We start from the raw sequence: 14,220 nt of genomic DNA, 5'->3' as shown, positions 1-14,220 counted from the left end.
TTAAGCTCTCCATTGATTTGCCTTTGCGACCGATTATTCGGCCGGCGGTGAAACCCGAAAGGTGGCAGATATCGCTGCGTTTTCCTTGCGGGTAACAAGAGGCTAGACAATAAAAACGAGCCGTATTGCTGTCAGAAATATCAAAAAACAGTCTCGGCGATCGGCCAGTACAGACTGGCCGAATTCGTACGTTAAGCGTTCATGACTTCCCGAATATCGGCAGCCAATTCCCTTACACGCTCTTCCTCGGTATCCCACGCACACATGAAGCGCGCACCGCCTTTGCCGATGAAGGTGTAGAAGCGCCAGCCCTTGGCGGTCAGCGCTGCAATCGCGGGTTCCGAGAGCTGCAGGAATACGCCGTTGGCCTGTACCGGGAACATCAATTCCACGCCGGGAATATCCGCCACCAGGCTGCTCAGCAATTGCGCGCAATGGTTGGCGTGGCGTGCATGCTTGAGCCAGGCGTCGTTTTCCAGCAGGCCTACCCATGGTGCAGAAAGGAAGCGCATTTTCGACGCCAACTGACCGGCCTGTTTGCAGCGGTAGTCAAAGTCTTCAGCCAGTTTGTGATTGAAGAACAGGATGGCTTCACCCACCGCCATGCCGTTTTTGGTACCACCAAAGCACAGCACGTCCACGCCGGCTTTCCAGGTCAGGTCGGCCGGTGAGCAGCCCAGGAATGCACAGGCATTGGCGAAGCGTGCGCCGTCCATGTGCAGGTTCAGGCCCAGTTCCTTGCAGGTGGCGCTGATGGCGCGGATTTCTTCGGGGGTGTACACGCTGCCGACTTCGGTGGCCTGGGTCAGGGTGACTACGCGGGGTTTGGGGTAGTGGATGTCCTGGCGCTTGAGGGCGATCTCGCGGATCGACTCCGGGGTCAGCTTGCCGTTTTCGGTGCGGGCGACGAGCAGTTTGGAGCCGTTGGAGAAAAACTCCGGCGCGCCGCATTCGTCGGTCTCGACGTGGGCGGTTTCCGAGCAAATCACGCTATGGTAGCTCTGGCACAACGAGGACAGCGCCAGGGAGTTGGCGGCCGTGCCGTTGAAGGCGAAGAACACCTCGCAGTCGGTCTCGAACAGATTGCGGAAACCGTCGGCGGCGCGGTGGGTCCATTCATCATCGCCGTAGGCGCGTTGATGGCCCTGGTTGGCTTGTTCCATGGCGGCCCAGGCTTCCGGGCAGATGCCGGAATAGTTGTCACTGGCGAATTGTTGGCTCTTGTCGGTCATGGCCCGTTCCTGTGGTCGATGTTGGTGCGCACTTTACCCAAGATTGCCGGGGGCACGCACGCACTGTAAATGCAAAGTCGTTGGGGAATTATGCACGGTACTCAAACCCTGCCTGTCGGACCTGTCCGAGATGGCGCTTTGGATCTGCTCAAGTGGCTGGCACTGTTGAGTATGGTGCTCGATCATCTGCGCTATGTGGGGCTGAGCCTGGATGGGCTATACGTGCCGGGGCGCCTGGCGTTTCCGTGGTTTTGCCTGGCGATTGCGGCCAATTTGCATCGGGTCCGCAACGCTCCGGTGACCGGCCATTGGCGCTACCTGGGTTGGTTGCTGCTGTTCAGCGTAATCAGCGAGGTGCCGTATCGGATGTTCATCGAAGATGCCGATACCTTGAACGTGTTGCCGACCCTGGCGCTGGGCTTGCTGGTTGCCCGAGGTTGGCAGCAAAAGGCGTTGGTTGATCGAGGATTGGCGCTGATCGCCGTCACAATGGCGTCCGTGTTTTCACACCAGTTGATGTTCGGTTTCTTTGGTGTATTGCTGCCGCTGGCGATATTGCTGGTGTTTCGCCGGCCCTGGTATTTCAGCGTGCTGCCGGGTTTAGTCTGTGTCGCCGCCAATCAGTGGCAGATTCTGCTCAATAGCGGCACGCTCGTGGCGCAGCTGGGGTTGGCTGCATGTCTGATTGCGCCCATGGCTGGGTTGGTCTTATTGCGACATGCCCGCAGCGTTGCGCCCCCGCCAATGCGCCGCTGGGCCTATGCCCTTTATCCGCTGCACTTCCTGCTGCTGCTGCTCCTTCGCACGCTCATCGCCTAACCCGCCTGTAGGAGCGAGCTTGCTCGCGAAAAACGTCAACGATTACGCGTGCTTACTGAATAAACGCGGCGCCTATGAGTTTTTCGCGAGCAAGCTCGCTCCTACAAATTGTGAGGCCTGCCAATATCATTCGTTCAGTCATGTCGTAAACGCACCTTTGCGTGGCGTGCGCAGGCATTTGGCCCGCACGCGCCAGCCCTACCATCGCATCAAAGGGCCCTGCGAGGGCCTCAACAATACGAAAGGCTGGGAGAGACGCGATGTTCAGCAAACAAGACCAGATCCAGGGATATGACGACGCACTGCTGGCGGCGATGAATGCCGAGGAGCAGCGCCAGGAAGATCATATCGAGCTGATCGCGTCGGAGAACTACACCAGCAAGCGCGTGATGGAAGCTCAAGGCAGCGGCCTCACCAACAAATACGCCGAAGGCTACCCGGGCAAGCGCTACTACGGTGGCTGCGAGCATGTGGACAAGGTCGAAGCCCTGGCCATCGAACGCGCCAAGCAGCTGTTCGGCGCCGATTACGCCAACGTGCAACCGCACTCCGGTTCCTCGGCCAACAGCGCGGTGTACCTGGCGCTGATCAATGCCGGCGACACCATCCTGGGCATGAGCCTGGCCCACGGCGGTCACCTGACCCACGGCGCCAAAGTGTCGTCCTCGGGCAAGCTGTACAACGCAGTGCAATACGGCATCAACACCGACACCGGCCTGATCGACTACGACGAAGTCGAGCGCCTGGCGGTCGAGCACAAGCCGAAGATGGTCGTGGCGGGTTTTTCGGCCTACTCCAAGACCCTGGATTTCCCACGCTTTCGCCAGATCGCCGACAAGGTAGGCGCGCTGCTGTTCGTCGACATGGCTCACGTCGCCGGCCTGGTCGCCGCCGGCCTGTACCCCAACCCGCTGCCTTACGCCGACGTGGTCACCACCACCACCCACAAGACCCTGCGCGGTCCACGGGGCGGCTTGATCCTGGCCAAGGCTAACGAAGAAATCGAAAAGAAACTCAACGCTGCGGTATTTCCCGGCGCCCAGGGTGGCCCGCTGATGCACGTCATCGCCGGCAAGGCCGTGTGCTTCAAGGAAGCGCTGGAGCCCGGCTTCAAGGCTTACCAGCAGCAAGTGATCGATAACGCCCAGGCCATGGCCGAAGTGTTCATCAAGCGTGGCTACGACGTGGTCTCCGGCGGCACCGACAACCACCTGTTCCTGGTCAGCCTGATCCGCCAGGGCCTCACCGGCAAAGAGGCGGACGCCGCCCTGGGTCGCGCCCACATCACCGTCAACAAGAACGCGGTGCCGAATGACCCGCAGTCGCCGTTCGTGACCTCGGGCCTGCGCATCGGTACCCCGGCGGTGACCACCCGTGGCTTCAAAGTGCCGCAGTGCGTCGAGCTGGCCGGCTGGATTTGCGACATCCTCGACAACCTCGGTGACGCCGATGTCGAGGCTAACGTGGCCAAGCACGTGTCTGCCCTGTGCGCTGATTTCCCGGTTTATCGCTGAGCGCGGTTTTGGAGTAATGACTATGCAACGCTATTCAGGCTTCGGCCTCTTCAAGCACTCCCTCAGCCATCACGAAAACTGGCAGAAGATGTGGCGCACGCCGACCCCTAAAAAGGTTTATGACGTAGTGATCGTCGGCGGCGGCGGGCATGGTCTGGCGACCGCCTATTATTTGGCCAAGGAGCACGGCATCACCAACGTGGCTGTGGTCGAGAAAGGCTGGCTGGGCGGCGGTAACACCGCGCGCAACACCACCATCGTGCGTTCCAACTACCTGTGGGACGAGTCGGCGCACCTGTACGAACATGCAATGAAACTCTGGGAAGGCCTGTCCCAGGACCTGAACTACAACGTGATGTTCTCCCAGCGCGGCGTGTACAACCTGTGCCACACCCTGCAGGACATCCGTGACTCCGAACGCCGTGTGAGCGCCAACCGCCTCAACGGCGTGGACGGCGAACTGCTGAATGCCCAGCAAGTGGCCGACGAAATCCCGTACCTGGATTGCTCCAAGAACACCCGTTACCCCGTACTCGGCGCCACCGTGCAACGGCGCGGCGGCGTGGCCCGTCACGATGCCGTGGCCTGGGGCTTTGCCCGTGCCGCCGATGCCTTGGGCGTGGACTTGATCCAGCAGACCGAAGTGATCGGGTTCCGCAAGGAAAACGGCGCGTGCATCGGTGTGGAAACCAACAAGGGCTTTATCGGCGCCAAGCGCGTCGGTGTGGTCACAGCCGGTAACTCCGGGCACATGGCTTCGCTGGCCGGTTTCCGCCTGCCGATCGAGTCCCACCCGCTGCAAGCCCTGGTGTCGGAGCCGATCAAGCCAATTATCGACAGCGTGATCATGTCCAACGCCGTGCACGGCTACATCAGCCAGTCCGACAAGGGCGACCTGGTGATCGGTGCCGGTATCGACGGCTACAACGGCTACGGCCAGCGTGGCTCGTACCCGGTGATCGAGCACACCATCCAGGCCATTGTCGAGATGTTCCCGGTGCTGTCGCGGGTGCGCATGAACCGCCAGTGGGGCGGCATCGTCGACACCACCCCGGACGCCTGCCCGATCATTTCCAAGACCCCAGTGCCGAACATGTTCTTCAACTGCGGTTGGGGCACCGGTGGTTTCAAGGCCACCCCAGGTTCAGGCAACGTGTTTGCCGCCAGCCTGGCCAAGGGTGAAATGCACCCGTTGGCCGCACCTTTTTCCATCGACCGTTTCCACAACGGTGCGCTGATCGACGAACACGGCGCTGCGGCCGTCGCCCACTAACAGGAGAAATTCCCTATGTTGCATATCTTCTGTCCTCACTGTGGCGAACTGCGCTCCGAAGAGGAATTCCACGCGTCCGGCCAAGCGCACATCCCGCGCCCGCTGGACCCGAATGCCTGCACCGACGAGCAGTGGGGCGACTACATGTTCTTTCGCGACAACCCGCGCGGCCTGCACCACGAACTGTGGATCCATGCCGCCGGTTGCCGCCAGTATTTCAACGCCACCCGCGACACCGTCACCTACGAAATTCTTGAAACCTACAAGATCGGTGAGAAGCCTCAGTTCACCGCCAAGGCCTCTGGAGAGAAGGTATGAGCCAGATCAATCGCCTGTCCAACGGTGGCCGCATCGACCGTAATAAAGTCCTGACGTTTACGTTCAACGGTCAGAGCTACAAAGGCTTTGAAGGCGACACCCTGGCCGCAGCCCTGCTGGCCAACGGCGTCGACATCATTGGCCGTAGCTTCAAGTACTCGCGCCCTCGCGGCATCTTCGCCGCCGGCGCCGAAGAGCCGAACGCGGTGCTGCAGATCGGTGCCACCGAAGCCACGCAGATCCCCAACGTGCGCGCCACCCAACAGGCGCTGTACCAGGGCTTGGTCGCCACCAGCACCAACGGCTGGCCGAGCGTGAACAACGACATGATGGGCATTCTCGGCAAGGTCGGCGGCAAGCTGATGCCACCGGGTTTTTACTACAAAACCTTCATGTACCCGCAATCGTTCTGGATGACCTACGAGAAGTACATCCGCAAGGCGGCGGGCCTTGGCCGTTCGCCCACCGAGAACGATCCGGACACCTACGACAACTTCAACCGTCATTGCGATGTGCTGGTGGTCGGTGCAGGCCCATCCGGCCTGGCAGCGGCACTGGCGGCGGCGCGCAGCGGTGCCCGCGTGATCATCGCCGACGAGCAAGAGGAATTTGGTGGCTCGCTGCTTGATTCCCGTGAAAGCCTCGACGGCAAGCCGGCCACTGAATGGGTTGCCAGCGTCATTGCCGAATTGAAAGCCCTGCCAGACGTGGTGCTGCTGCCCCGCGCTACCGTCAACGGCTACCACGACCATAACTTCTTGACCATTCACGAACGCCTGACCGACCACCTGGGTGACCGTGCACCGATTGGTGTGGTGCGTCAGCGTATCCACCGCGTACGTGCCAAGCGTGTGGTGCTGGCCACCGGTGCGTGCGAGCGTCCGCTGGTGTACGGCAACAACGATGTGCCGGGCAATATGCTCGCAGGTGCGGTGTCTACCTATGTGCGTCGCTATGGCGTGGCACCGGGTAAAAAGCTGCTGCTGTCGACCAACAACGACCATGCCTATCGCGTAGCGCTGGACTGGTTCGATGCGGGCCTCACCGTTGTCGCGGTGGCCGATGCGCGTCACAACCCACGCGGTGCACTGGTGGAAGAAGCCCGTGCCAAAGGCATTCGCATCCTTACCGGCAGCGCTGTGATCGAAGCCCGTGGCAGTAAGCATGTGACCGGCGCCCGCGTGGCAGCCATCGACGTCAAGGCGCATAAAGTCACCAGCCCCGGCGAGTGGCTGGACTGTGACCTGGTCGCCAGCTCCGGCGGTTACAGCCCGGTGGTGCACCTGGCCTCGCACCTGGGCGGCAAGCCGACCTGGCGTGAAGATATCCTCGGGTTTGTACCGGGTGAAGCACCGCAAAAACGCGTGTGCGTGGGCGGCATCAACGGTGTCTACGGCCTTGGCGATTCCCTCGCCGATGGCTTTGAAGGCGGCGTGCGTGCGGCCAGCGAAGCCGGTTTTGCCCCGGTTGAAGGCACGCTGCCAAAAGCCTTGAGCCGTCTTGAAGAGCCAACCCTGGCGCTGTTCCAGGTGCCCCACGAAAAAGCTACCGCACGGGCGCCAAAGCAATTTGTCGACCTGCAGAACGACGTGACCGCCGCCGCCATCGAACTGGCCACCCGCGAAGGTTTCGAGTCGGTGGAGCACGTCAAACGTTACACCGCGCTGGGCTTTGGCACCGACCAGGGCAAGCTGGGTAACGTCAACGGCCTGGCCATCGCGGCCCGTTCGCTGAACGTGACCATCCCGCAGATGGGCACCACCATGTTCCGTCCCAACTACACGCCGGTGACGTTCGGCGCCGTAGCGGGCCGTCACTGTGGGCATATCTTCGAGCCGGTACGCTACACCGCGCTGCAAGCCTGGCACGTCAAGAACGGCGCCGAGTTTGAAGACGTCGGCCAGTGGAAACGCCCGTGGTATTTCCCGCGTAACGGTGAAGACCTGCACGCTGCGGTGAAGCGCGAATGCCTGGCGGTGCGTGATAGCGTCGGCCTGCTAGACGCGTCCACCCTCGGCAAGATCGACATTCAAGGCCCGGATGCCCGCGAGTTCCTCAACCGTATCTACAGCAACGCCTGGACCAAGCTCGACGTGGGCAAGGCGCGCTACGGCCTGATGTGCAAGGAAGATGGCATGGTCTTCGACGACGGCGTGACGGCCTGTCTGGCCGACAACCACTTCCTGATGACCACCACCACTGGCGGCGCCGCCCGCGTGTTGCAGTGGCTGGAAATCTACCAGCAGACCGAATGGCCGGACCTCAAAGTGTACTTCACCTCGGTCACCGACCATTGGGCAACCATGACCCTGTCGGGCCCCAACAGCCGCAAGCTGCTGGCGGAAGTTACCGACATCGACCTGGACAAGGACGGCTTCCCGTTCATGACCTGGAAGGAAGGCCTGGTGGGCGGCGTGCCGGCGCGGGTGTTCCGTATCTCGTTTACCGGTGAGCTGTCGTATGAAGTCAACGTGCAGGCCGACTACGCCATGGGCGTGCTGGAAAAGATCGTCGAGGCCGGCAAGAAGTACAACCTGACCCCGTACGGCACCGAGACCATGCACATACTGCGCGCCGAGAAGGGCTTCATCATCGTCGGGCAAGACACCGACGGTTCGATGACCCCGGACGACCTGAACATGGGCTGGTGCGTCGGCCGTACCAAACCGTTCTCGTGGATCGGCTGGCGCGGCATGAACCGTGAAGACTGCGTGCGTGAAGAGCGCAAGCAGTTGGTGGGGCTCAAGCCGATTGATCCGAACGTGTGGCTGCCGGAAGGCGCGCAGTTGGTGTTCGATCCGAAGCAGACGATTCCGATGAAGATGGTGGGGCACGTCACCTCAAGTTATGCGCATAACTCCCTGGGCTATTCGTTTGCCATGGGTGTGGTGAAGGGCGGCTTGAAGCGCATCGGCGAGCGGGTGTTCTCGCCGCAAGCGGATGGCAGCGTGATCGAGGCCGAGATTGTGTCTTCGGTGTTCTTTGACCCGAAAGGCGATCGCCAGAACATCTGACACCTGATCGTTCCCACGCTCCGCGTGGGAATGCATTCCGGGGCGCTCTGCGCCCCAAGAGCGGACGCAGAGCGTCCATGGCGGCATCCCCACGCAGAGCGTGGGAACGATCAACAGAATTCAGAACAGGTGCTTTATGACAGCAGCCAATGTTTACCAACAACGCCCCACCACCGGTGCCAAGGCCGAGTCGTCGCTGCACCATGCCGACCTCGCCAGCCTGGTGGGCAAGGGCCGCAAGAATGCCGGCGTGACCGTGCGTGAAAAGAAACTCCTCGGCCACCTGACCATCCGTGGCGATGGCCATGACGCCGCCTTCGCCGCTGGCGTACACAAGGCCGTCGGCATCGAGCTGCCCGGCCCCCTGAGCGTGGTCTTCAAGGGTGAAACCAGCCTGCAGTGGCTCGGCCCGGATGAGTGGCTGTTGATCGTGCCGAGCGGTGAAGAATTTGCCGCCGAGCAAAATCTGCGCGCCGCCCTGGGCGACCTGCATATCCAGATCGTCAACGTCAGCGGCGGCCAGCAGATTCTTGAACTGAGCGGCCCGAATGTGCGCGATGTGCTGATGAAGTCCACCAGCTACGACGTGCACCCCAACAACTTCCCGGTCGGCAAAGCCGTGGGTACGGTGTTCGCCAAGTCGCAACTGGTGATCCGTCATACCAGCGAGGACACCTGGGAACTGCTGATCCGTCGCAGCTTCTCAGATTACTGGTGGTTGTGGTTGCAGGATGCCTCGGCCGAATTCGGTTTGAGCGTCCAAGCCTGACATGGCGCTCGCGCTGTCTCACCCCTTCACTGTAGGAGCGAGCTTGCTCGCGAAAAACTCAAAGACGCCGCGTTCATTCAGCATGCACGCATCATCGTTGGCGTTCTTCGCGAGCAAGCTCGCTCCTACAGTAGATAGCGTTGTTTGAGGAGTTATTCGTAATGAGCCGCGCCCCTGATACATGGATTTTGACCGCCGACTGCCCCAGCGTGCTCGGCACGGTGGACGCGGTCACCCGCTACCTGTTTGAGCAGGGCTGCTACGTCACCGAGCACCATTCGTTCGATGACCGCCTCTCGGGCCGGTTTTTCATTCGTGTGGAATTCCGCCAGCCCGATGGCTTCGACGAGCAAGCCTTTCGCGCAGGCCTGGCAACCCGTGGCGAAGCCTTTGGCATGATCTTCGAACTGACGGCGCCGAACTACCGGCCCAAAGTGGTGATCATGGTCTCCAAGGCCGATCACTGCCTCAACGACCTGCTGTATCGCCAGCGCATCGGCCAGTTGTCGATGGATGTGGTCGCAGTGGTGTCCAACCATCCTGATCTGAAACCGTTGGCCGACTGGCACCAGATTCCCTACTACCATTTCCCCCTGGACCCCAACGACAAACCGTCCCAGGAGCGTCAGGTGTGGCAGGTGATTGAAGACACCGGCGCCGAATTGGTGATCCTTGCGCGCTACATGCAAGTGCTGTCGCCGGAGCTGTGCCGCAAGCTGGACGGCAAGGCCATCAACATTCACCACTCGTTGCTGCCGGGCTTCAAGGGCGCCAAGCCGTATCACCAGGCGTACAACAAAGGCGTGAAACTGGTGGGCGCCACGGCGCATTACATCAACAACGATCTGGATGAAGGGCCGATCATCGCCCAAGGCGTGGAAGTGGTGGATCACAGCCACTATCCCGAAGACTTGATTGCCAAGGGCCGCGATATCGAAGGGCTCACATTGGCGCGGGCGGTGGGGTATCACATCGAGCGGCGGGTGTTTTTGAATGCCAATCGCACGGTGGTGCTCTGACTGACGCCTTCGCGAGCAAGTCGAATCGTCGCACCGCCGCTCCCACATTCGACAGCATTCCAAGGTTGGAACCCTATCAACTGTGGGAGGGGGCTTGCTCCCGAAGAGGCCCTTACAAGCAACACAAGAAACAGCATCTGTACCCGAGCACTCAACGCGCTGCCCATCCAAGCGGCAACGCAGTTCCATAAAAACAACAGCGAGGTGAAAGCATGTCTGGTAATCGTGGTGTCGTGTATCTCGGCAACGGCAAGGTCGAAGTACAGAAAATCGACTATCCCAAAATGCAGGACCCCCGTGGCAGGAAGATTGAGCACGGCGTCATCCTGCGCGTGGTCTCCACCAACATCTGCGGCTCCGACCAACACATGGTGCGTGGCCGCACCACGGCCCAGACCGGCCTGGTGCTGGGTCATGAAATCACCGGTGAAGTGATCGAGAAGGGCAGCGACGTCGAGAACCTGAAAATCGGTGACCTGGTGTCCGTGCCCTTTAACGTGGCGTGCGGCCGCTGCCGCTCCTGCAAGGAGCAACACACCGGCGTCTGCCTGACCGTCAACCCGGCCCGTGCCGGTGGCGCCTATGGCTACGTGGACATGGGCGACTGGACCGGCGGCCAGGCCGAGTACGTGCTGGTGCCGTATGCCGACTTCAACCTGCTGAAACTGCCGGACCGCGACAAGGCCATGGAGAAAATCCGTGACCTGACCTGCCTCTCTGACATCCTGCCCACCGGCTATCACGGCGCTGTCACGGCCGGTGTTGGCCCAGGCAGCACCGTGTACATCGCCGGCGCCGGCCCGGTAGGCCTGGCGGCTGCCGCCTCCGCTCGTTTGCTGGGGGCCGCGGTGGTGATCATCGGCGACGTCAACTCAATCCGCCTGGCCCACGCCAAGGCTCAAGGTTTTGAAATCGTCGACCTGTCCACCGATACCCCTCTGCACGAACAGATTGCCGCGTTGCTCGGCGAGCCGGAAGTGGACTGCGCCGTTGACTGCGTGGGCTTTGAAGCGCGCGGCCACGGCCACGACGGCGTCAAGGCCGAAGCCCCGGCCACGGTGCTCAACTCGCTGATGGGCGTGGTGCGCGTGGCGGGCAAGATCGGTATCCCAGGCCTGTATGTGACCGAAGACCCAGGTGCTGTCGATGCTGCCGCGAAAATGGGCAGCCTGAGCATTCGCTTTGGCCTGGGCTGGGCCAAATCCCACAGCTTCCACACCGGGCAAACACCCGTGATGAAGTACAACCGCCAACTGATGCAGGCGATCATGTGGGACCGTATCAACATTGCCGAGATCGTCGGCGTGCAGGTGATCAGCCTGGATGACGCGCCACGCGGGTATGGCGAGTTCGATGCGGGTGTGCCGAAGAAGTTTGTGATTGATCCGCATAGTTTGTTTAGTGCAGCTTGAGTTCAAGATAAAAGGGCGGCCAACGGCCGCCCTGCTGCATTATTTGAAAGCTAGGACTTTCATAGTGAGGTAACGCGCGTTTAGCGGCTTTGAATTCTCCACGCGACAACCCACGCTGAGAGGTCTGGTAGTCGTATTTATTTAAAAGAGCAACTTGTATGGGTGCAGTACTTGTTGATCGTGCCGGCTGTATTAGTGGTGGTTTCATTTTCCCAAGTGCCAGCATCCGGTTTAGGTAGCTCGCCGACGCGTTTGACCAGTCGGATTCGAGCGTCATCTCCCGCGCCAACATAATCGCATCTGATGTAGGCGACAGTTGTGCCCGGACTTTCTGTTTCATTGGGATCCTCCGATCCCTCTGTGCTTGAAATTACCCGTTGCGCCAGTGTGACCCTGTCAAAGTGTAGCCCTGCATTCAGGTAAGACTTCTCAGCGTCGGGTGCGCCGGGCTGATTGGAGCCTTTCCAATTACCAAACTGGTATTTGTAGGTTCCGTTGTCCAAGGAACCAGTGACCTGACTGAGATCTGGACAGCTTTCCGCCGACGCGTAAGTGGCTCCAAATAACGCAGCCAGCGATATAAAACCTGACAGGCAGAACATGCTCAGAGAAGGCTGTTTTTTGAATGTTGAGGGGTTCATCCTTGTTTGCTCCAATGCTTGAAGGAGTCTCCATCATCAATATTTAATTTGATATGAGCTACTGTGAATGTTGACAGGTTTTTAGATTCATTTTTTATACGGTCTATAATCAAATTGAATAAGTATTCAAGATGTCTGATCGTGTGATGGGCGATTTACAGGTGACGTTGGAGCGGGCAAGCCCGCTCCGACAGTTTGAACCGAGTTTGCGCAGCCGATGATTAGCGAGTGGCCAGTGCCCCTTGATACACCGTAGGCCCGGTTGGCTGCTTACTCACTGAACCACCTTTGGTTTCAGAACTTACCATCAACTCCACGGGCTGTTTGATCGTCTCCTGCTGGCGGGGGTTCAGGCCAATGATGCCTTTGCCATCCTCCGGTAACAGGCCCAGTGACACCGGTGCGCCATCTTTAGGGATCGCCCAGAGTTCAAGGCTTTGGTCCGGTGCTGGCGCCGTGGAGGCAATCGGTTCTACTTCCAGGTAATCCTTGTGGGCCATGATCTGTGCGGCTGGCTGCTGGGTCGTGGTCACCAATGTCGCCGCGGATTTGACGCTGTCCTGGGTGTAGAGCGCGCCGCCGATACCGGCAACCACCACCACGCAGGCGCCGATGAACAGGCGAGGGCGGCTCCAGAACGCAGGCTTGTGCTCAATCACTGGGGGTTGGATCGCAGTCATAAGTCTCTTCTCGACAAATTTTGTAGTCAGTTCATGGACCCGCTTATCCTCGATGGGTTCCTGAGTGGCTCCGGAACAACCGACGGGATACCCAGTCCAACGCCTGCTTTTACCCCTATACCCAGAGGTTGTTTCGATGAAGATTTCACGCGGTTTTGCCCTGTCCTGCCTGTTGACCGTGGCCGCCGGCCCGGTGTTCGCCGCAGGTTTCAGCCTTGGCGATGCAGCCAACGCCATTTCCGGCATGCAGGGTGGCAACAACAAGGCCGCCGCCGCCGCGCCTACGTCGGAGACGGCCGACCTGCTGACGGCCCTGACCTCGCAACTGAACATCACCCCCGAGCAAGCGGTGGGCGGCACGGGTGCCATGCTGGGTCTGGCGAAGAACAAGCTGAGCGGCAACGACTTCTCCCAGTTGAGCAGCACTGTGCCGGGCCTCGAGCAATTATCAGGTAACAACGCATTGGGCAGCCTCGGTGCCTTGAGCGGGTTGCTCGGCCAAACCGGCGGCAGCAAGACCAGCGGCCTGGACGGCCTGTTGGGCAACGTGAAAAACACTAACGACTTGAACACTGCGTTCAGTGCCCTTGGCATGGACAGTGGCATGATCGGGCAGTTTGCCCCGGTGATTTTGCAATACCTGGGCGGCGAGGGTGCCAGCAGCTCCGTGTTGGGCAAATTGGCTCAAGCCTGGGGCACCGGTAGTTAGTTACCTCTGCAAAGGGCGTTTTTATAGCGTTCGCAGCTGAAAAATCGTACCTGGTAAAAATCGTTAGGTTGTAGGGAACCGTAGGAAACAAGACGCCACATATGGTTACCTTTCAAGGTCGTGTTCGACCTTGAAAGGTTAATCCTAGAACATATGAGTGGTGGCATTTTGAATATCAAAGAGACACAAACTCCAGACATCAAAAATTATATTTCTGTTCCCTCTCTCGATCGGGATGACCCAGATGAGCACCTGCGTGCGCGCCTTGAAGAGTTGGGTATTGACTATGATAGTTACAAGCGAACAGCGAGCCGTCAAAAAAGGGGGGTCGAAGAACCGTCGCCTAACCTCAGGCTCACTGTGCAGGATGGACTAGACAACGTCTCAAAGGCCAGAAACCCTGAGCACCCTATTAGCCAAATACTCGCGGATGTGGCGGGTTACTTCGCGCCTGGTGCAACAAATCGATTTGATTCGACGGCGCTGCTTGAGCATCTGCGAACGCAGTTGAGCAGCGCGGGCGATGGCACTGGCAGCCCGGTCCCCACGCCGCAAGCGCTGAACGAACAGGATGCTAACGTGTATGAAAAGGTCGCTGGCGACTTGGCCGATGGGCTGCGCGCATTCGCCGGTCCAAACTCCGATGGCCGGGCTTTTAGCGGGGCGTTGAGGGCCGCGCTCAGCGAAGCAAACCAGGCGGGGCTGGACTCGAAAAAACTGATTTCCAGTCTTGTGGAAGCCTTGAAAAAACCTGCCTGAGTCCATCCACCCCTCCCAAGCCGGACAACTTATAAATACCTCGTTGTACCCACAACTTCCT

At 59.9% G+C, this 14,220-nt stretch carries 13 protein-coding genes; 10 read left to right on the top strand and 3 right to left on the bottom strand.

Annotated features, from left to right (window positions below):
• Window positions 1–191: 191 nt before the first annotated feature.
• Window positions 192–1,232, bottom strand: a complete 1,041-nt coding sequence (locus tag HU731_RS13385; protein ID WP_003194862.1) for a threonine aldolase family protein — start codon at window positions 1,230–1,232, stop codon at window positions 192–194.
• Window positions 1,233–1,322: 90 nt separating this feature from the next.
• On the opposite strand from HU731_RS13385, the gene HU731_RS13380 reads away from it, so the two are divergent.
• The 8 genes from HU731_RS13380 (at window position 1,323) to fdhA (ending at window position 11,370) form a co-directional block, all read left to right on the top strand.
• The gene (locus tag HU731_RS13380; protein ID WP_186607806.1) at window positions 1,323–2,051 is read left to right on the top strand and encodes a TraX family protein; all 729 of its coding nucleotides are present in this window, start codon (window positions 1,323–1,325) and stop codon (window positions 2,049–2,051) included.
• 260 nt (window positions 2,052–2,311) lie between these two features.
• A complete protein-coding gene (gene glyA / locus HU731_RS13375; RefSeq protein WP_003194857.1) occupies window positions 2,312–3,565 on the top strand; it encodes a serine hydroxymethyltransferase in 1,254 nt (417 codons plus the stop codon).
• Window positions 3,566–3,587: 22 nt separating this feature from the next.
• Window positions 3,588–4,838 carry a sarcosine oxidase subunit beta gene (locus tag HU731_RS13370; protein WP_186607749.1) on the top strand — a complete coding sequence of 417 codons (1,251 nt, stop codon included), beginning with the start codon at window positions 3,588–3,590 and terminating at the stop codon, window positions 4,836–4,838.
• Between the two features lie 15 nt (window positions 4,839–4,853).
• Window positions 4,854–5,156: a sarcosine oxidase subunit delta gene (locus HU731_RS13365; RefSeq protein ID WP_003194855.1), complete on the top strand. Its 303-nt coding sequence runs from the start codon at window positions 4,854–4,856 to the stop codon at window positions 5,154–5,156.
• The gene (locus HU731_RS13360; RefSeq protein WP_186607750.1) at window positions 5,153–8,170 is read left to right on the top strand and encodes a sarcosine oxidase subunit alpha; all 3,018 of its coding nucleotides are present in this window, start codon (window positions 5,153–5,155) and stop codon (window positions 8,168–8,170) included. The genes HU731_RS13365 and HU731_RS13360 overlap by 4 nt, the downstream gene beginning before the upstream one ends.
• Window positions 8,171–8,306: 136 nt before the next feature.
• On the top strand, window positions 8,307–8,939 hold the full coding sequence (locus HU731_RS13355; protein WP_186607751.1) for a sarcosine oxidase subunit gamma: 633 nt from the start codon (window positions 8,307–8,309) through the stop codon (window positions 8,937–8,939).
• A 161-nt stretch (window positions 8,940–9,100) separates the two neighbouring features.
• Window positions 9,101–9,958: a formyltetrahydrofolate deformylase gene (gene purU, locus HU731_RS13350; RefSeq protein WP_014720231.1), complete on the top strand. Its 858-nt coding sequence runs from the start codon at window positions 9,101–9,103 to the stop codon at window positions 9,956–9,958.
• A gap of 212 nt (window positions 9,959–10,170) precedes the next feature.
• Window positions 10,171–11,370: a formaldehyde dehydrogenase, glutathione-independent gene (fdhA, locus tag HU731_RS13345; RefSeq protein WP_116667930.1), complete on the top strand. Its 1,200-nt coding sequence runs from the start codon at window positions 10,171–10,173 to the stop codon at window positions 11,368–11,370.
• A gap of 137 nt (window positions 11,371–11,507) precedes the next feature.
• Here fdhA and HU731_RS13340 read toward each other — a convergent pair whose 3' ends face one another.
• Window positions 11,508–12,011, bottom strand: coding sequence for a hypothetical protein (locus HU731_RS13340; RefSeq protein ID WP_144020179.1), 504 nt, complete (start codon window positions 12,009–12,011; stop codon window positions 11,508–11,510).
• A gap of 221 nt (window positions 12,012–12,232) precedes the next feature.
• Window positions 12,233–12,691 carry an anti-sigma factor domain-containing protein gene (locus HU731_RS13335; RefSeq protein WP_003194846.1) on the bottom strand — a complete coding sequence of 153 codons (459 nt, stop codon included), beginning with the start codon at window positions 12,689–12,691 and terminating at the stop codon, window positions 12,233–12,235.
• A gap of 136 nt (window positions 12,692–12,827) precedes the next feature.
• Here HU731_RS13335 and HU731_RS13330 point away from each other — a divergent pair, with 136 nt between their 5' ends.
• Together HU731_RS13330 and HU731_RS13325 are read left to right on the top strand one after the other, a co-directional pair.
• The gene (locus HU731_RS13330) at window positions 12,828–13,400 is read left to right on the top strand and encodes a DUF2780 domain-containing protein (RefSeq protein ID WP_186607752.1); all 573 of its coding nucleotides are present in this window, start codon (window positions 12,828–12,830) and stop codon (window positions 13,398–13,400) included.
• 120 nt (window positions 13,401–13,520) lie between these two features.
• A complete protein-coding gene (locus tag HU731_RS13325; RefSeq protein ID WP_186607753.1) occupies window positions 13,521–14,159 on the top strand; it encodes a hypothetical protein in 639 nt (212 codons plus the stop codon).
• Window positions 14,160–14,220: the final 61 nt, after the last annotated feature.

The sequence above is a fragment of the Pseudomonas salmasensis genome, from assembly GCF_014268375.2.
In the GTDB taxonomy this organism is placed as follows: Bacteria; Pseudomonadota; Gammaproteobacteria; order Pseudomonadales; family Pseudomonadaceae; genus Aquipseudomonas; species Aquipseudomonas salmasensis.
Note: the sequence above shows the minus strand (reverse complement) of the source record. Positions and strands in the feature narration are given on the sequence as shown.